6 protein-coding genes are annotated in these 20,549 nt (G+C 64.8%); all 6 read left to right on the top strand.

What is annotated here, in order from left to right; all coding sequences use genetic code 11:
• Window positions 1–136: 136 nt before the first annotated feature.
• A complete protein-coding gene (locus AOP77_RS01120; RefSeq protein ID WP_152649720.1) occupies window positions 137–17,125 on the top strand; it encodes a DUF7927 domain-containing protein in 16,989 nt (5,662 codons plus the stop codon).
• A gap of 37 nt (window positions 17,126–17,162) precedes the next feature.
• On the top strand, window positions 17,163–17,993 hold the full coding sequence (locus tag AOP77_RS01115; RefSeq protein WP_062208218.1) for a patatin-like phospholipase family protein: 831 nt from the start codon (window positions 17,163–17,165) through the stop codon (window positions 17,991–17,993).
• Window positions 17,994–18,043: 50 nt separating this feature from the next.
• On the top strand, window positions 18,044–19,198 hold the full coding sequence (locus AOP77_RS01110; protein WP_084622097.1) for a 1-acyl-sn-glycerol-3-phosphate acyltransferase: 1,155 nt from the start codon (window positions 18,044–18,046) through the stop codon (window positions 19,196–19,198).
• A gap of 36 nt (window positions 19,199–19,234) precedes the next feature.
• A complete protein-coding gene (locus AOP77_RS01105; RefSeq protein WP_084622095.1) occupies window positions 19,235–19,705 on the top strand; it encodes a methyltransferase family protein in 471 nt (156 codons plus the stop codon).
• Between the two features lie 80 nt (window positions 19,706–19,785).
• Complete coding sequence (locus tag AOP77_RS01100; RefSeq protein WP_062208212.1) at window positions 19,786–20,169, top strand: hypothetical protein; 384 nt, start codon at window positions 19,786–19,788, stop codon at window positions 20,167–20,169.
• A complete protein-coding gene (locus tag AOP77_RS01095) occupies window positions 20,166–20,537 on the top strand; it encodes a DUF952 domain-containing protein (RefSeq protein ID WP_062208208.1) in 372 nt (123 codons plus the stop codon). Before AOP77_RS01100 ends, AOP77_RS01095 begins: the two co-directional genes overlap by 4 nt.
• Window positions 20,538–20,549: the final 12 nt, after the last annotated feature.

The raw sequence follows: 20,549 nt of genomic DNA, 5'->3' as shown, positions 1-20,549 counted from the left end.
TTGTCACAAGAGAGGAGTGACAATTTGATGAGCGGTTGCGCCTGCGGACTAAGTCGGGTGTACTCGAAGCAGTGGTCCCCGCGCATTTGTTGTCGAGCGCGCGGGTATTTGGGCAACGACGCCCAGAGTGCGCTGTGTGATTTCGCCGACGCCGGGAGGGCGCATCGTGAGGAACCGTGGCGGCCCTGTCGCCGGTTTATTGATCGGCGCACTGGTAGCGACCACCAGCGTTGGTGCGGTGATCGCCACCCCAGCCCCCGTCGCTGCAGCCCCCGGCACCCCGGGCGTGATGCAGACGCCCACCGTTGCCTGGTACGAAGACTTCTCGAACGTGACCACGCCCCAATCGCAAGCATTTGTCAACACCCTGATTCCAGGGCCCGATGAAACTCCCGTCACGCCTGGTTACACCAGTACCTCCGGTGATGCCTATACGCAGTCGCCTCAATACGCACTCGGCAGCGGCTGCAACGGCCTGCTGCTGCAGGCCCAGACCGCCGTGTCCCTGGGCACGGGAAACGACACTGCGGCTCCCGCAGTGTCGGTCTTGGGCGCCTGTGGGCCAAGCAACAACTGGAACCGCTACCGCTATATGGCGGCGCACACGGGAACGTGGCAGCGCCAGGCGAGCTACCCGTATGCCGCAGAGATTCCCTCCGCCGGCAGCGGTCTCGCAAACTACATAGTCTCGGTCCCCGGGAGCGACAGCACGGCTGCCGGGACGCTCTTTGAAACCCCCGCGACCATCCCCACCCAGGCAGGTCACTACTACCAGGGCTCCATCGACTTCGCCACCATGACCTGCCAGAACACCGGCTACTACGGCCTAGACCCACAGATCACCTTGACTCAAGGGGGAGTCGGCACCAGCACGTTCAGTGACGTGCCCGACACCTGCCGCGACGGCATCGGAGTGCAGGCAGGGAATGGCAACGACAACCGGATGACACGTGCACGAACCTTCGTGGGCGACACCGCAGTTCTCTCCGACGGCTCCCCGCTCAGCTATCGACTGGATCAGACGGAGCAGATTCTCGATGTCAACTCTCCAGCGGGATCTGCGAATGGCGCCTTTGATAATCCGGTGGTTGTTGACACCACACCTCAACTCGACAAGGAGTTCGCCCAGCGCGTGCACACGCCCGGCTTGCCGGTGCGCCTCACCTTTACCGTCACGAACACGCACTCACCTGGTCAGCCAACCGTCCCCAGCGGCCCCAAGAAGGGGTGGTCCTTCGATGATAAACTCCCGGGCGACCTGGTGGTGGCGCCAATCCCGAACGCGACCACTGACTGTGATTCGGGATCGATTTCCGGAACCGGGGGCGTTGTTTCAGGTACTGGGAACCTGTCTGGATCCTCTATCGAGGGCTGCACACTTTCGATCGATGTGGTGTCGGCAGTCGGCGGCACGTTTACTAACGCGGCAGACGACGTCACTGTAGTCGGCCTCCAACTCCCGGCCGATGCGGACGTCACGTACTCCGACGGCGCCTTCTGCCCGCCCGAGGCGACTCTCTGGCAAAGCGCCACTGTCAACGCCGGCACCGCGGTGCAGTCAGTGAACCTCTTCAGTGGCGAAGACTCGGTGATTGGCGATTTGGGCGGCGTCACGGTGAACGCGGTGGGATTCAACGAGTTGGACGGCTTCTACTATGCGATGCGCCGTGATTTCCTGACCACGGGCACGTCTCCGCTGGACGTCATCGGGGTGTCGTCGGATCTCACCAGCGTCATTGAGCTGGGCAAGATCGACCTGAGCCTGTCTCCGTTCAATGAGTCTCACTTTTCGAACGGACTCGTCGCTGGCGACGTGTCTCCCGACGGCTTTTATTACATCCGTGATGGGGTCAGCTTTCGTTGGCTCAAGGTAGATGTGCGCCCGGGCTCTGCGGACTACCTCAAGGCCGTCGACTGGGGAACCGCCAACGGGCCGGCGAACTGGAATACCGGCGCGGACTGGGTGTATTACAACGGGTTGTTGTACTCAGTCGGCTCGCATACTACTAACCACAGCGCCGGAATCTTTGCGGTCAACCCGGACGGCCCCAATGGAGCGGTCTTCCAGTTTGGGCTGGGTAGGTTGAGGGCGCCGGACCTGTCCTACACTCAGCGCGGGAACTACGACGGCAATCAGAACACCGCGGGAGCCACCTACTTGGACTCGGTGGGGAACGTCTACGCGTCGTTCAATGGTTCGGGGCACATTTGGCGGGTCGATCTCACGGGCTCGCGAGCTGCAGACTTTGTCGCAACCGGCCCGGCTGCCACCAACAACGACGGCGCTAGATGTGCGAGCGCGGTCGTCGAGGCCGACTTCGCGGATGCGCCGCACACGGCCTCCGCGCCCCTGACCCACCAATACACCACCACCCTGAACCAAGGTGGACCGTTCCATGGCATAGTGCGCGACACCAACGGCGAGCCCAACTTGATGCTCGGAGCGTCTGTGACTGCCGGGCGCGACGGTCAGCCGGGGGTGGGCGCCTCACTGGACGACGACGACGCGTTCGCTGCCGATCCGGTGATCGTCGCATCGGTCGGTGAGGATGTGTCCGTCCAGGTCCCGGTCTCCAACACGAGTGGCGACGAGGCCACCGTGGTGGGCTGGATCGACTTCGACCGCAATGGAAAGTTCGAGGATAACGAGCGCGCCTTCGTGAGCGCCGGCGCCACCAGTGACACGGTGACGCTCACGTGGACGGCCCCCAATGACACAGTGCTGCTCGACACGTATATGCGTCTGCGAGTCTCAACCGAACCCGAATCCGCGATGCCGAGCAACACCGCGGCAAATGGTGGCGGCGTCAAGGATGGTGAGGTCGAGGATTGGGCGGTAACACTCACGCCGCCTCCGTTCGAATGTCCGAGCGACGGCTTCCTGTTGCAGGGCAACCCACTTGACGTCTTCGCGGTGGACTTGGGCTCGGGGCAAACTGAAGAAATATTCTCGAACGTCTATGCGGCCCTCAATGCCGCCGGCTTCAATCCCCTTGACGGGTATATCTACGGCATCGACGACGCGCGGCGCACCGTCAGGATGGGTAGCGACGGCAGCTTCACCTCCCTGGGGGTGGCTGTCAACACCACCGGAGTTTCGCTGCCCACGACGGCCTGGAACTCGGGGGACATCGATGCTAACGGCCAGCTGTGGATCACCCGCGGGAACTTTGCGAACACTCAAGTCGCCCGGATCGACCTCGATCCAGCGTCGCCCACATTCAACACCCTGGTACAGGCTAGTTCCGCGTCACTTCCGGCTGGCATTCAGAACATTTCCGACTGGGCGTTCGACATCGTCTCGGGCAACCTTTACGCGCTGGGCCCCCGGGCGAATGGCACCTTCGATTTGATTGAGTTCGACACGGCCGCTGGCAACTTCTCGGTGGTCGCGAGCATGGGCAGCATGACTGCCCCCAACGGCGTGCCTGCGGGGCGCCTCAACGGGGCGTTCCAGGCGGGCTTTGGTGCCGTCTATTCGGACCCTGACGGCTATCTCTACGGGTCGAGCAATACGACAGGTCAGATCTGGCGAGTCGATGTCGCGACCGGGGAGGCGTCGTTTCTCGCGTATGGCCCCGCCTCGTCCTTGAACGACGGGGCGCGCTGCGCGACCGCGCCAGTTTTCCTCGACTTTGGGGACGCGCCGGCAGGCTTCCCGGTGTCACTTGCCGAGGACGGCGCCCGCCACTCGTTGCGCGACTTCGACGAAGGCAACAGCTACGCGCCGCTCATGATCGGCACCTCCGTCGACTCGGAGATCGACGGCGAGAACTCGGTGGCCGCCGACGCGGACGATGCTCGTGATGAGGCTGATGAGGACGGCATTGCACCCGGCACGTACTACCCGGACGACTTCTCCACGTTCTCCCTCGACATTGCAGTGACGAACGAGACCGGAGGTGCAGCGACGCTCGCCGCGTGGTTGGATCTGGACAACTCAGGAACCTTTGAGCCCGGCGAACGAGTCGTAGTTTCCGTACCCGATGGAGCGACGTCCGTGACGGTGCCGTTCGGTGCGCCCTCGGTGGATGAAGACTCCATCGCCTTGCGCCTTCGCCTCTACCCGGGAACGGTGGCCGCGCCTGCGATAGCGGGTGCCGCGCGCGGTGGCGAGGTCGAGGACCACCTGCTGGAGCCTACGCCAAAGGTGCCCGAACTTGACATCACCAAGACGGTGGTGGGGGGTGCCGCCGTCGTTGAACCGGGTGACACCGTGACGTACCAGGTCGAGATCGAGAACGTGGGCAACGGCGACTACACCGAGGCCGACCCCGCGAAGATCATTGACGACCTGTCCGGAGTGCTCGACGACGCGGACTGGGGCTTCGACGTCGACGTCGTGTCCGACAGCACGGTGTCCGATGGCGCCACGGTGTACAGGGACGTAGCCAAGGAGTTCGAATGGTCCGGGCCCCTCGCGGCCGGCGAGGGCGTGGTGTTGACCTACGCGGTAGTAGTGGGGACTCCTCCCACTGGCGATGGTGAACTCGTCAATGTCGTCGTTGGCCCACCTGGGTCGAATTGCGGCCCGTTCTCTCCCGCCGACCCCGACTGCCGCACATCGTCGCCGATTCAGGGACTCGAGGTCGTCAAGACGGTCGCCCCGGCCAGCCCGGTGACGCCGGGCACGCTGCTTCAGTACCAGATCACGGTACGCAATGTCGGCAACACGGTTTACGTGGGCGCAGCGCTCGCGGACGACCTCAGCGACCTCGCCGAGGATGCGGTCTACCAGGGTGACGTGGACGCGAACATCGGTACCGCGGCAGTAGCGGGGGACACGCTGACGTGGAGCGGTGATCTTCCCCCGCTGGAGACAGCCACGATTACCTACAGCTTCATGGTCAACGATGAGATCACGGGAGATGGAACGCTCGGAAACGTCGTCTCGGCCCCAGGAAGTGAGTGCGACCCGAGTGGCACTCTTGCACCCGATTGCTTCACGTCAACCGAGGTGCGGGCGCTCGATGTCTCCAAGTCCGCAGACGTCACCAGTGTGGTTCCCGGTGGCACCGTCGAGTACACGGTCACGGTGGAAAACACCGGATCTGTCGCGTATGCCGACCCGTCCTCCTCGGCAGTCATTGAGGACGACCTCACCGGAGTGCTCGCCCACTCCTCGCTGACGGGCACGCCCACGGCAGTCCAGCAAGGCACCACCACCAGTGTCGGCACCCTGACCATTCCGGATGAGAGCGCGGGCGAGACCGGGCTCGTGTGGACGGGACCCCTGGCGCCAGGCGAGGTCGTCGAGATCGCCTATTCGGTCGAGGTAGACGATCCAGTGGCCGCGGGGATCACGCTAGTCAACGCGGTGACCGGTCCGCCGGAGACCGCCTGCGACGACTGCACCGTGACCGTCCCCGTACGCCAGATGACGCTGGCGAAGTCCGTGAACGTCACCGAGGCCGCGCCCGGCGATACCGTCACCTACACGGTCGATGTCGTTAACACCGGCACCGCGGAGTTCTCCGCGGCGACGGAACTTGCCACGTTGAGTGACGACATGTCCGGCATATTCACTAATGCGAGCTTCGGTGAGATCGTCTCCGCTACGGGTACGGTTCTGGCCGACCGCACCGGGGAGGTCGTGCCGTCCGCGTCCCCCGACCAGGGGATCACCTGGACCGGCCCGCTTGACGTGGGGGAGAGCGTAAGGATTGTCTACACCGTGGTCGTGAACGACGACGTGGTCGCCCCCGGCACGCTGATCAACGCGCTCGTCCTGCCGCCGGGCGCCTCCTGCACGGACTGTGGCACTGCCACCCCCCTGCGCAGCTTTACCATCGACAAGCAGGCCAGCGTCGCCGAAGTCCTGCCCGGCGAGGACGTCACCTACACGATCACGCTGGAGAACACGGGGGCAATTGACTACGTGCTGCCCGCAAGTCCGGCCTCAATGACGGACGACCTCAGTGACGTGCTCGCCTACTCAACGCTTGTGGGAACGCCTACCGCGATCGACGCGGACACCAGCGCGCCCGTCGGCACCGTAGACGCGCCGAATGCCGGCCTCGGCGACACGGACCTGTCCTGGACCGGTCCGCTTGCGGCAGGTCAGCGCATCGTAATCTCGTACACGGTGACCGTGAAGGATCCAGTGCCACCAGGCGCCGTGCTAGTGAATTCAGTAACGGGCCCGCCGGAATCTGTGTGCGACGTGACCTGCTCCACCACCACCCCCGTGCGTTCGCTAGGCATCGAGAAGTCCGCGAGCGTCGCGGAGATTACGGCTGGCGGCATCATCGAGTACACGGTCGAGATCACAAACACGGGAGGCATTGAGTACACCGACCCCGGCAGCACGGCGGTCGTTACGGATGACCTGTCGGACGTGCTTCAGAATGCAACCTACCAGGGGCTTTCTTCGGCTACCGGCGATGTGACGGGGGACCGCGCAGGTGAGGTGACCGAGCCCACGACGGGTTCCGATAACTTGGTTTGGCAGGGCGGCCTCGCGGTGGGTGAGACGGTCACCCTGGTCTACAGCGTGCAGGTGAATGACCCCGTAGATTCCACCGCAGTGCTCGCAAACACGGTGACGGGCCCGCCCGAGTCCACGTGCGCGGACGGCTGCACGGTGACGGTCCCCGAACGTGCGCTCGCCGTCGTCAAGAGTGCGGACGTCTCCGAGGTGATCCCGGGCGGCACCGTCACCTACACCATTACGGTGGAGAACACCGGGTCCGTGGCGTATACCGATCCAGAGCTGCCCGCGAGGATTGAGGACAACTTGGCCGGCGTGTTGGCGCACTCGACGCTGACGGGAACTCCCACCGCGCTTCTGCAAGGCACGGGTGCCAACGTGGGGACGCTGTCCGTGCCTGACGAGGTTGCGGGCGAGACCTCGCTGGTGTGGTCCGGGCCGCTGGATCCCGGTGATGTCGTGGAGATTACATACTCCGTGGTCGTCGATGCCTCGGTGGTCGACGGCGCGAGCCTGGTGAACGCCGTCACCGGACCTCCGGAGTCCGCGTGTACCGAGTGCGTTACGAGCACCCCGATACGTCAGATGGTGATGAGAAAGAGCGCGGACCTGGCTGAAGCATTGCCAGGAGACACTGTGACCTACACCGTCGCGATCACCAACAGCGGTGCGGCTGATTACGAGGCCGGAAGTGCGCCGGCGAGCATCGCGGACGACTTGTCCGGAGTACTTGCCAATGCGAGTTTCGGAGAAGTTACTCGCGCGGAGGACGGCGGCGGAGCTGACCGCCGCGCCGAGGTGCTCGCCCCTACTGATGCAGGCGGCGCCCTTGCGACACTCACGTGGGAGGGACCTCTGGCGGTGGGGGAGACTGTCACGATTTCCTACACACTGGTCGTCAACTCAAATGAGGCGCTGACTGCTCCCGCCACTCTCACCAATGTTGTCTCTGGGCCACCCGAGGCGACCTGCGACCCCACCTGCACCACGGATACTCCCATACGGTCGCTCGACGTCACCAAGACAGTGACGTCGACGGGTCAGGCCGCGGCCGGTGGCCAGGTCTCGTACCAGCTCGTGATCACGAACACCGGCGGCGCCCCGTACGCAGCCCCCGACACGTTGGCCACCGTGACGGACAACCTCGCGGACGTGCTCGCGGATGCCGCGTTCGGCACCGTCGTGTCCGCCATTGGAACCACGACCGTGGACCGCGTCGGCGAGGTCACCGCCCCCGCAGGGGGCGGCACCGAGCTGGCCTGGACGGGCGAGTTGGCAATTGGCGAGACCGTCACCATCACGTACACCGTCGACATCGACCAGACGCTCTCCGCTACCTCCGATGGCACGCTGGTGAACTCGGTGACCGGGCCCCCGGAGTCGTCGTGCGTGACGGGCGCGCAGCCTGGCTGCACCACAAGCACCGACGTCGCAGCGCTGGAGATAGCCAAGGAGGCCAACGTCACCGAGGTGACGCCCGGCGCATCCGTGGAGTACACGGTGACGGTGCGCAATACCGGAGCAGCCGACTACACGGCCGGCGCGCCGGCCGCCATCCGAGACGACATGGCCGAATTGCTTGCCGATGCGACCTTCGATGGGCTGGTTTCAGCGCAGGACTCGAACGGCGCAAACCGTGCTGGCGAGGTGACCGAGCCCGACCCCGGTGCTGCGGCGCCCGGGGACACGGAGTTGACGTGGACCGGACCCTTGGCGGCGGGCGACTTCGTCAAGGTGACTTACGCCGTCACGATCAACGACCCGCTGGATGGTGAGGCGAACCCCACTAACACCGTCTTCGGGCCGCCCGAGTCTAATTGTGAGGCCGGCTGTTCTGTCACCCTGCCCGATCGCCAGTTGCAGATCACCAAGAGCGTCGATGTGACTGAGACGGCCCCCGGCAGCATCGTGACGTACGAGGTGTTGGTGGAAAACATCGGGGAGGCAGACTATCTACTGCCCGGCACGCCCGCCACGATCACCGACGACCTTACCGACGTGGTTGATGACTCTCAGGTGCAGCAGGTCCGAGCGATCGACTCCACCGGTGGTGACCGCGCCGCAGAGCTCTCCGCCGCCGCGAACTCCATCACGTGGTCTGGCCCCCTCCTTTCCGGCCAGTCCGTCACCATCACGTATTCCGTCCTCGTCGACACCGCCGTCACGGCAGGCGCCACCCTCAACAACGTGGTGACCGGACCTCCCGAGTCGACGTGCATCGATGGTTGCGAGACCACCACGCCGGTGCGTTCGCTCACCATGGAGAAAATGGCGAGCGCCGGTGAGGTACTTGCCGGGGAGACCCTGCAGTACACGGTCGTTATTGCGAACACCGGCAGCGTGGCATACACGGCCGCCGATGCCCTGGCCACCGCCACGGACGACCTCACCGACGTGCTCGCGAACGCCGAATTCGTGAGTCTGGACACTGCGGGAGCGGCTGCCGGCGACCTGGCGCGCGCTCCCGAGGTAACCGTGCCATCGGCTACGTCACGTCAACTCCAATGGGAAGGCGAACTCGGAATCGGGGAAACCGTCACCCTGCAATACACGGTGCGGGTCCTTGACGAGGTCACGGTGGGCGCGGAACTCACCAACTCAGTGGTTGGTCCGCCAGAGACCACGTGCATCGACGGCTGCACCACTACCACGCCCGTCCGGGCGCTGGACATCGTCAAGTCAACTACCACCTCGGGCATCCTGACGGCTGGCGGCGACATCACATACCGGCTACGTATCACCAACATCGGAACGGTGGACTACGTGGCACCCGGCACGCCGGCCACCGTGACTGACGACCTGAGCGACGTGCTCGCGGACGGCGCGGTGGGCACGGTCACCGCCGTCGACTCGACCGGCGCTGACCGCATCGGCCAAGTGTCGATGAACGGCGCGGAACTGGTCTGGAGCGGCTCGCTCGCCGCGGGCGTCTACGTGGATGTCATCTATGTGGTGACCCTCGCCAACCCGCTCTCCTCAGGCAGCGATGGTGTGATCGTCAACTCGGTGACGGGTCCTCCCGAGTCGCCCTGCGACACCGGATCCGAGTCGGGCTGCACCACCTCAACTCCCGTGCGTGCCCTCGATGTGGTGAAGGCTGCTGATGTCGACACGGTGGTGGCGGGCGGCGTGATCAATTACACCGTCACCGTCACCAACACCGGTGGGGTTGACTACACGGCGAGCAGTCCGGCTCGAATCACCGATGACCTCGGCGACGTGCTCGCCGATGCCGCGTTCCAGCCAGGCTCCACCGCCACCGTGAGCGTGGCGGGAGATCGTGACGCCGAGCTTCAACTCCCGGACGCCTCCAGTGACGAACTCGTGTGGGAGGGGCCGCTCGTGGTCGGCGAGTCGGTAACGATCGCGTACACGGTCGTGGTCAACGATCCCATTGCCCCCGATGCCGTGCTCGCCAATACGGTGTTCGGGCCACCGGAGTCCCCGTGTGACGTGGGGTGCACGGTCACGGTTCCCGACCGCCAGTTCACCATCGACAAGAGCGTCGACGCGGCCGAGGCGGTTCCCGGTCAGGTGCTCACCTACACGATCTCCGTGGAGAACACCGGCGACGTTGACTACGCCGCGCCTGAACCGCTCGCCTCCGTGACGGACGACCTTGCTGACGTGCTCGCCGATGCCGTCTTTGGGCAGATTGTCTCCGTCACCGGGGACGCCGGGTCCCGCGTGGGCGAGGCGGCGTTGGCGGGTAACACGTTGACCTGGACCGGGCCGCTCGCGGCTGATGAGGTGGTCACCATTGTCTACACCGTGACCGTGAAGGATTCACTCAGCGCCACCACCGATGGAATGCTGGTCAACGTGGTCACGGGGCCTCCCGAGTCGACCTGCGTGGACGACTGTTCCACCTCTACGCCGGTGCGCGCGCTCGAGGTCTCCAAGTTCGTGGACCAGACGCAGGTCGCGCCCGGGGACACGCTCACCTACACCGTGCTGGTTGAGAACAACGGCGGAGTGGATTACAACGCCGCTAGCCCCGCTCGAATTGAGGACGACCTGACTGACGTGCTCGATGTCGCCGAGTGGGGTGGCGTGTTGTCGCTCAGCGACGAGGGCGGCGCGCACCCCACATCCGAGGTCACGGAGCCGACGTCCGGAACGCCATCGTTGGTGTGGGAGGGACCGCTCGCGACGGGGAACTCGCTCACCCTGGTCTATACCGTCACCGTGCCGGCCGATGCCTCAGGGGATGTGACACTCGTGAACTCCGTGACGGGGCCGCCAGAGTCCACGTGCATCGACTCGTGCACCACCTCAACGCCGTTGCGCGCCTTGGAGATCGTCAAGCAGGCCGATGTCACAGAGACCGTGCCCGGTGGGACTGTCAATTACACGCTTACCATCACGAACACGGGCGCAGTTGATTACGTACTTCCGGCAGACCCCGCTGTGGTGACTGATGACCTGTCCGCAGTGCTGACCCACGCGACGCTGGCGAACATCGCCGCCACCGACAGCGAGGGCGCCAATCGCCTTGCCGAGGTCGCGACCAGTGCGAGTGCGCTGACGTGGACCGGAAGCCTCGTTGCCGGCCACACCGTAACCATCGAGTACGCAGTGACGGTCGATGCGGAGGTCGTCGACAATGCAACACTGGTCAATACCGTCAGCGGCCCGCCTGAGAGCACGTGTGACCACTGCACGACCGCCACGCCCGTCCGCCAACTTGAGATGGCCAAGCGGGTAAGCCTCGCGGTGGCGGCGCCTGGTGACACCGTCACCTACACACTGACTCTGACTAACAGCGGTGCAATCGCATACGACGGAGCGACCCCGGCGTACTTCGAAGATGACCTCGCCGAGGTCCTTGCGTACACCGAGAACTTTGACCTCGTCAGCGCGGTCGCGACCGATGCTGGCGACGTGAGCGCCGACGTTGACGTTGACCTCGCCGGGCAGAAACTCTCGTGGAGCGGTGAGCTGGGTGTGGGCGAGACGCTGACGCTGATGTACTCCGTTGATGTGCCCGATCCCGTCGCCGCTGGTGCGATCCTGGTGAACTCGGTGACTGGGCCTCCGGAGTCGACATGCGTCGACGGGGACGAGACCGGCTGCGCCACGACCACTCCAGTGCGGTCGCTGACCATCGACAAGCAAGCGAGTGTGGCTGAGGTGCTCGTGGGCGAGGAACTCACCTACACGGTGACGGTGACCAACACCGGCGGCGCGGACTATGCCGTGCCCGGGCCGCTGGCAACCATGTCCGATGACCTGTCCGACGTGCTGGCCGATGCCAATCTGGTCGCTGCATCGGCGCTGGATTCTGACGGGGCGAACCGCACATCCCAAGTCAGACTCGCGGACACCACCCTGACGTGGACCGGTCCGCTGGCCGCAGGGCAGAGCGTGGACGTGACGTACACCGTTCGGGTTGACGATGTGTTGCAGGTCTCCTCGGACGGAGTGCTCGACAACTCAGTGACTGGCCCGCCCGAGACCACCTGCGTCACGTGTGTCACCAGCACGCCGGTTCGAGCGATGACGATCATGAAGACTGTCGACACGGATGAGGTCACGCCAGGCGCGACCATGATGTACACCATTGAGGTCACGAATGTGGGCGGCGCAGCCTATGACGCGACGCACCTCGCCACCCTTACCGACGACATGAGTGATCTGCTGACGGATGCGGACTTCGGCTCGGTCACCTCGCTTGAGGGCTCCGACAGCGGGACGCGGACTGTTGCCGACGAGATCACGCAGGTGGGCGACACCCTGGAATGGGCGGGGCCGCTCGCGGTGGGCGAGACCGTCACCATTCAATACTGGGTCGTGGTGAGTACGCCGCTGTCGCCGGGATCCGACGGCATTCTCGCCAACACCGTGACCGGGCCACCCGAATCCAACTGCGCTGACGGTTGCACGGTCACCGTCCCAGGGCGCCAGCTCACCCTCGGCAAGTCGGTAGACGTCGCCTCGGTGGTTCCCGGCGCCACGGTCCACTACACGGTCACGGTAACGAATTCGGGGTCGCAGCCTTACACGTCCGCCCTGCCCGCGACGATTACTGACGACCTGAGCGACGTGCTCGCCGACGCGGCGTATGGGGGCCTGGTCTCGGCATCGGCCGTCACGACAGGTGGCACCACAACCAACCGCGACTCCGAGGTGACTGAATCAGGCACTGTGCTGACTTGGACCGGGGCGCTGGAGCCCGGTGAGGTGCTGGAACTCGTGTACGCCGTGACCGTAAATGATGCGTTGTCGCCCGTGAGTGACGGCGTGCTCGTCAATTCGCTTCAGGGGCCGCCCGAGGCGACGTGCGACCCCACGTGCGCCACCGCCACCCCCGTGCGCACCGCGCTGCTCGAGAAGTCCGTGAGCGTCGCCAACGCCGCGCCGGGCGAGCTGGTGCACTACTCGGTTACGGTGACCAATTCCGGAGGTGTGGACTACACCAGGGCCGCCCCACTGAAGATTGTCGACGACCTGGGCGGCGTATTGGCGCACGCCGCGTGGGTCTCGCTCGACTCCGCCGTCGATTCGGACGGCGCGAACCGCATCGGCGAGGTCACCACTCCCAGCGGCGGTGGAACCGACATCTATTGGACGGGGCCGCTGTCCGTCAAGGACTCGCTGGCCATCACCTACACCGTCCGCGTGAAGGACCCCGGCGACCCCGGAGCAATCATGGTCAACACCGTGTCCGGGCCGCCGGAAGCCGCCTGCGTGGACGAATGCCGCACCGTGACGCCCATCCGTTCGCTGGCGATCGCGAAGAGTGTGGACGTGGATGAGACTGCACCGGGCGGCGGCGTGACGTACACCGTCACCGTGACAAACACGGGCGCCGTGGACTACCTGGTTCCCGCACTGCCGGCCAGCTTTGAGGACGACTTGAGTGATGTGCTGTCGGATGCCACGTTTGTGGAGGTCGTCTCCGCACGTGATGGTGCCGATGCCGACCGCAGTGGGGAAGTGACGCCGCCCAGCGCGACAGCGCCGCAACTGTCGTGGACTGGGCCGTTGGCGATCGACGACACGGTCACGCTGGTGTACAGGGTCACGGTCAACGACACGCTGTCCTCGGTGAGCGACGGGATCTTGACGAATGTGGTGACCGGCCCTCCCGAGTCAAACTGTGACGCGGGCGACGAGCCGGGCTGCGGCACGGCAACGCCGGTGCGCTCTATGAGTATCGACAAGGTGGCGGACGTTGATGAAACTGCCTTGGGTGGCACGGTCAACTACACGCTGACGATCAGGAACACCGGCGCCGTCGCGTATCTGGATACGACAGTCCGTGACGATCTGTCCGACGTCCTCGCCGGGGCCGATGAGGTGATCCTCACGGACGCTATCGACTCGAACGCCGTCTCGCGCGTGGGTGAGGTGGCGATGTCAGACGTCACCGGGTCGACGCTCACCTGGGTTGGCGACCTAGCAGTGGGTCAGTCGCTCATCATCACCTACGCCGTGACCGTGTCAGACACTGTGAGCGATGACGCGGTGCTGTCCAATTCCGTGACCGGCCCGCCCACGTCCAACTGCGTCGTGAGCGACGAGCCTGGCTGCAGCACCGACACCCCGGTGCGCGCGCTCGCGTTGAGCAAGGTGGCCTCCGTCGCACAGGCGACGGCCGGTGACGCCGTGACGTACACGGTAACTATTCAGAACATCGGCGGAATTTCTTACGATGCCGCGGCTCCTGCCTTGGTCAACGATGATCTGGCCGGCGTGCTCGACTTTGCGGCCTTTGGGGGACTCGACTCCGCGGTCGGCTCGGTGGTCGCAGACCGGGCAGGGGAAATCACTGAGCCAACTGACGCCGCACCCACGCTTAGGTGGGAGGGCGAGTTAGCGGTGGGCGAGACAGTAACGCTGATCTACACGGTGACGGTTGACGACCCCGTTGCCGACGGTGCCGTGCTGGTCAACGCGGTCACCGCGCCAGCTGGCTTCACGTGTGTGGCCGAGTGCGCGACCACCACACCCGTACGCGGCCTCGCGATCGCCAAGTCCGCGGCTGTGAGTTCCGTGAGCCCGGGAGGTCTGGTGCGCTACACGGTTGCAATCACCAACACGGGAGGCGCTGTGTATCCTTCCGAAGCCCCCGCGCGTATCGAGGACAATCTTGCCGATGTGCTGCAGGACGCGACCTTTGTTGGGCTCGACTCTGCGACCGGCTCCGTGACGGCAGACAGGGCGGGGGAGATTGCTGAGCCCAATGTCGACGCACCCACGCTTGTGTGGGAGGGTCCGCTCGCGGTCGGCGAGACCGTGACAGTGGTCTATAGCGTGACAGTCAAGGATGCGGTAGCTGACGGCACCACCCTGAGCAACTCGGTATCCGGTCCGCCTGAGTCCACGTGCGCGAATGGAGACGAGTCGGGCTGCCAGACCGAGACACCGGTCAAGGGGTTGAGCATCATCAAGACCCGGAACGACGTCGCGGATATCGCCGCGACAGGACTTGTCCGCTACAGGGTCGAGGTGATCAACACCGGCGGCGCCGATTACACGACCACCGAGCCCGCGATCGTAAAGGACGACCTATCTGCGATGATCGATGACGCCGATCTGGTGGCTACCCCGGGGCCGGTGACAGAACCGGCCGGCGTAGGTGGCTTCGACCTCAATGCCTCCGGGGACACGCTCACGTGGAGCGGGCCCATCGATTCCGGGGACACCGTGACCTTGGTCTACGAGTTCGAACTTGTTGATGGTCAGGGAGACGGGGAGATGGTCAACACCGTCACCGGGCCGCCGGAGTCCACGTGTCCCGAGGGTCAGACGCCGGGCGATGGTTGCCGCGTCGACATCCCCCAGCGTCAAGTGAACATCGTGAAGTCCACGACCACGACCGAGGCTTCGCCGGGGGATGAGGTTACCTACGAGCTGACCGTCACTAACCCGAGCCCCGTGCCGTTCGGAGTTGCGAGCCCGGCCAACGTGGTCGACGACCTCTCCGGCGTGCTGGACTACGCGACGTGGGTGGGATTCGATGTGCCGACCCAAGGTGTCCTCGAGCATCTCGTGGGCGAGCGCAAACTGCAGTGGAACGGCGAACTGGACCCGGGCGCCGAGGTGGTCCTGCGCTATACGGTGCGACTCCATGACACCATCCCGGCAGGTGTGAGCCTCGTCAACACTGTGCTTGGCCAACCAGTATCCAATTGCGTCGTCGCCAACGATCAGTTGCCCGCGGAGTGCGTGAATGAGTTGCCCATTCGGCAACTCCACATCGACAAGCGGGCCACCGTCACGGACTGGATTGGGCCGCACCAGGTGCAGCAATACACCGTGACCGTGACTAATACCGGCACGGTCGACTACACGGCGGATGCCCCCGCCCAGATCACTGACGACCTGTCAGGAGTGCTGGACGACGCGGAGCTCGAGGGGACGCCGGTCGCCAGCACGGGCACGGTGGGGGTCAGTGGCGACACACTCACGTGGTCCGGCACGCTGGTCGCAGGGGAGTCAGTAGCCGTCACGTACGAAGTGCGCGTGCTGGATCCGCCACCTTCAGGTGCCCGCTTGGATAACGTGGTGAGTGGTCCGCCAGAGTCCAATTGTGACCCTGGGGTAGCCCCCGGCGCCGGCTGTAGCACGGTGACGCCAATTCGCGCGCTAGGCATCAAGAAGACCTCCGATGCTGGGGCGACGGTTGACCCGAGCGATACGGTCCACTACACGGTTGACGTGACGAACACGGGCACGTACCCGTATGCCGGGGCGGATCTCGCGCGCATCAGTGACGATCTTTCAGATGTGCTGGACGACGCTACCTATGCGGATGACGCGACTGCGACGAGCGGCACCGTCACGGTAACTGTTGCCGGTCGGCAACTCTCGTGGAGCGGCACCCTCGAGCCGGGGGAGACGGCCACCATCGAGTATTCGGTCACGGTGAAGGACCCTGCCACGGGCAACGCTCAGCTCAATAACACTGTGACTGGACCTCCCGAGTCTGTTTGTGCGGTGAACTCGTCGATGAGCGCACCGCGCATGTCACCCTTCCCGTTGCCTGTCCTGCTCCAGGAATTTAACCCTGCGTGCTCGACAAGTACGCCGGTGACTGGTTCTTCGTTAGAGATATCCAAAGCCGTCGAGGCGCCCGGCTCCGTCAAGGCTGGTAATCGCGTGACTTACACCGTGGTGGCGACGAACGTGGGGCAGGCGGACTACTCCGAGTCGCACCCGGCGGTATTGATCGACGACCTCTCGTATGTCCTGGATGACTCGACCTTGGACAGCGGGGCAACCGTCGATCGCGACGGCGGAGTGCTCGACATTTCGGAGCCATGGATCCGCTGGACGGGGCCGCTGCCAGTGGGAGATTCGGTGACCCTGACATATTCGGTGACCGTGCATGCGTGGGGCGATAGCACGCTCGACAACGTTGCCTTTGACGGATCCCTGTCCGACTGCATTGAGGGCGAACAGTGCGCGCCGGCTCCACCCGTCGACACGTGCGCCGACGGAGACATGGCAAATGGGCTGCCCTGTGCAATGACCGTCACGCCAGTCGTCACTCCCGTAGTGCCTGGGCCGGAGTTCACACCGCCTCCAGCGCCAGGTCCCGACGGGCCGTCGGGTGGGCTATCTGGAACAGGCGCCGACGTGGCGTTGGCGGCGACGATCTCTGCCATCTTGGTGGCACTGGGCGGGCTCATCGTCCTCGCTGTGTGGCGAGTGCGGCATGGACCTGACCGCGTGCGCCGCGTTTAGTCCATCTCGCGGACACTTGCCCCGCTAGCCTGGGGTCATGACAGTAGGCCTTGTACTTGGCGGTGGCGGCGTTCGTGGCGCGGTTGAAGTGGGAATGGTGCGCGCGCTGTTCGAGGCCGGGGTGAAGCCTGACGTGATAGTCGGCACCTCGATAGGCGCCATCAACGGCGCGGCCGTGGCGGCGAACCCGACGCCCTCGGTGGTCGAGACCATGGAGGCGGCCTGGTCATCGCCCGCCGCAGGAGCCATCTACGGCGAAAGCTGGACGCGCCAGTTGCGTCGACTTGCACGCTCGCGCACCCACCTCAACGACCCAGGCCCACTTCGTGACCTCATCGCCCAAGTCGTCGGCGCGGACGCGCGCTTCGAGGACCTTGCCGTGCCGCTCGCCGTGTGCGCGGCGAGCATCGAGCGAGCCGCCGAGACCTGGTTCGACTCCGGACCCATCATGGACGCCGTGCTTGCCTCCGCCTCGGTGCCAGCGGCGCTGCCTCCCACGGTGATTGAGGGCGAGCACTACATCGACGGCGGTGTGGTCAACTCGATTCCGCTGGGTGAAGCCATCTCACGCGGCGCCGACGAGGTCTACGTGCTTCAGGTAGGGCGTATCGAAGAGCCACTTGTGGCGCCCGCCAAGCCCTCTGACGTCGCCAAGATTGCGTTCGAGATTTCCCGTCGTCACCGCTTTGCCCGCGAACTTGCCCGCGTTCCCGAGGGGGTCGTGGTCCATATCCTGCCGTACGGCGGCAGGCAGGAGGGCGACGAGAAACTAGGCGCCTTCAAGCGACTCGACCAGACGCATCGGCGCATCGAGGCGGGGTACCAGGCGTCGGTGGCATACCTCGCCGAGGCAGGGGTCGGACGGTGACCGAACCGCAGCACGACGGTACCCGCCAGGCACCAGAAGAGGGCAGATCGATGGGTGATACTCGAGCGGGCGCGACAGCAGCGGCCGGAGATACGGCTCCCCACCCCGATCCGCACGGCACCCACGCGCAGCGTCGCCGAGCACGCAGAATCTCTTGGGTCATCCCTCCGGTTTGGGTACGCCGCTGCGTCATTGCTCCGCTGATTGTGTTAGCGGCGTTTGTCTGGCTGCCGCTCGCCGCGTGGCTTGCCGTAATCGTGGCAGGAATCGTGAGCGTGGCGCTCCCCGGCCGTGCCCGAATCCTGCGCGTCCTGTTCATTGCGGGCGTCTACTTGATGTGGGATGCGTTGGCGCTGGTGTGGATGTGGATCATGTGGGTGAGTTCCGGCTTCGGCTGGAAGATTCACGCACCCGTGTTCCAACGCGCGCACTATCGCCTCGCAGGACGCATGCTGAGGTCGCTGTTCACCGCAGCCAAGTGGACTCTGCGCCTCGAGATCAACTTCCAGGACGTCGACCTGGACGCGATGGCACCCGGTCGGCCCATCATCGTGGTGTCGCGTCACGCCGGTCCTGCCGATTCGTTCATTATCGTGGAAGCGCTCATCAACAAGTTCAAGCGCCACCCGGCCATCGTCCTCAAGGACACCCTGCAGTGGGACCCAGCCGTTGACACCCTGCTCAACAGGGTTCCCACTCAGTTCGTCACGCCCTACCGGCGCCGCAAGGCCGGAGCCCCTGGGGGCACCGAGGCGATCGCAGGGCTGGCCTCGGGGCTTGGCCCAGAGGACGCGCTGCTGATTTTCCCCGAGGGTGCGAACGCTACGCCCAAGCGCCGGACCAAGCGCATTGCGGACCTTCGCGCAGCCGGTCACGGCGCACTCGCCGATCGGGCCGAGTCCATGCCACACGTGATGCCGCCACACCCAGGGGGAGTGCTGTCCGCGATGGAGGCGTGCCCCGAGGCCGCCGTGGTGGTGGTCGCCCACACCGGGCTCGAGCAACTGTCCACCGTGCGCGACATCTGGCGCGAGCTACCTACCGATAAGGCAATCACGCTCAGAGGTTGGCTCGCCGACCCAGACGACATCCCCGCGGGACGCGATGCGCGCGAGGAATGGCTGTACTCGTGGTGGGAGCGAGTAGATCACTGGATCGACGAGCACGAACCCAAGTCCCTCGACGGCTCGTCCCGCGCGACCTAGTCCGACAACCCCTCCAGAGGGGCATACGCTGGCGGCATGGCTGACAAATCTTTAGGTGCATGGGCCATGGTTGCCCTGCAAGGACTGCTCTTCCTTCTGGTGGTGGTGGCGGCCCTAGTGCCGACCATCGGTCCGTCGGTGGGGGAGTCGCTTCCTCTCAGCATCGTCTTGATTCTTGTGGGCGCCGCTGGGATGCTCTGGTCGGGTCGCGACCTGGGAGACTCTCTGACGCCTTTGCCTGTACCGAACGGCAAGGGTCTCGCCGCGAAGGGCATCTATAAGTACGCGCGCCACCCCATGTACACCGCCATCCTGCTGATCTGTCTGGGTGTCGCGGTCGGAGCGGGCAAGATCCAGGTGTACGTCGTGGTGCTTGCGCTCGTAGTCTTCTTTGAGGTCAAGACCCGCTCCGAGGAGAGATATCTGGTCAACGTCTATGACGGCTACGCAGAGTACGCGTCACAGACCGGCAAGTTCCTGCCGGGTGTGGGCAAGCGGCGCGCTTAGCACGAGCAGCGTCAAGCCTGCGGGCCCGCGGTCACCGCGCATCGCGTGACGTTTCCCGTACGCAGTGCCACGATAGAGACATGGCGACCATTGAACTGTCCATCGAGGTAGCGCGCCCGTCCGCGGACGTGGCCGCTCGCCTTGAGGCCGCCGGATACGAGTTGTATCAGAGCATCCTGGGGTGGCGCGTGGTCTTCTCGACCACGCTTGGCGGGACCCAGTCGCTGCGTTCCCACGCCCACCTCATCGCGCGCGAACTCATCGCGGATTTTGGTCTTACCTCGCTGACCGAGCCACCCACCGTCAGCCTGCACGATCCGGATGGAGACATCGATCTGAAAATCGCTAGTCTGGTACTCGAGGATGCCCGCCGGGCGTCCGATCCTGACCCGTTACAGATACTGTCGCGTCGCGAACTCAAGCGCATGCAATCGTATGGAATCAAGAAGGCGCCCAATTCATGAATCTCGAGAACCGCGAGTACTACTACCACCTGGCGCTCGCTGAGTTCTGGCCGCCAGCACCGGGTGAGCCCTACGAGCAGTCGACCATCGACTCCACCCTTCAGCAGGAGGGCTACATCCACCTGTCGCGTGCCAGCCAGGTGAGGCACGTCGCGGACAAGTTCTACAAGGGCCGCGAGGACGTCATCCTGCTGACCATCGACTCCGAACTGCTGGACTCGCGAGTCGAGTTCGAGAAGTCTCCCGACCACGAACTGCCGTTTCCCCACCTGTTCGGCCCCATCATGCAGCGTGCGGTCATTCATACCGACCGTGTGCAGCTCGACGAGGACGGCTTGCTGCTCCTCGACCAGTTGCTTCCCGTCTAGTTCAAAGGAACT

Source organism: Demequina oxidasica, from assembly GCF_000975115.1.
In the GTDB taxonomy this organism is placed as follows: domain Bacteria; phylum Actinomycetota; class Actinomycetes; order Actinomycetales; family Demequinaceae; genus Demequina; species Demequina oxidasica.
The sequence above is the reverse complement of the archived record's forward strand: the minus strand, read 5'-3'. Positions and strand labels throughout refer to the sequence as shown.

Coding starts and splice junctions, on each gene's coding strand:
- AOP77_RS01115 (WP_062208218.1), top strand. CDS start 17,163: ATGACAGTAGGCCTTGTACTTGGCGGTGGCGGCGTTCGTGGCGCGGTT.
- AOP77_RS01110 (WP_084622097.1), top strand. CDS start 18,044: ATGGGTGATACTCGAGCGGGCGCGACAGCAGCGGCCGGAGATACGGCT.
- AOP77_RS01105 (WP_084622095.1), top strand. CDS start 19,235: ATGGCTGACAAATCTTTAGGTGCATGGGCCATGGTTGCCCTGCAAGGA.
- AOP77_RS01100 (WP_062208212.1), top strand. CDS start 19,786: ATGGCGACCATTGAACTGTCCATCGAGGTAGCGCGCCCGTCCGCGGAC.
- AOP77_RS01095 (WP_062208208.1), top strand. CDS start 20,166: ATGAATCTCGAGAACCGCGAGTACTACTACCACCTGGCGCTCGCTGAG.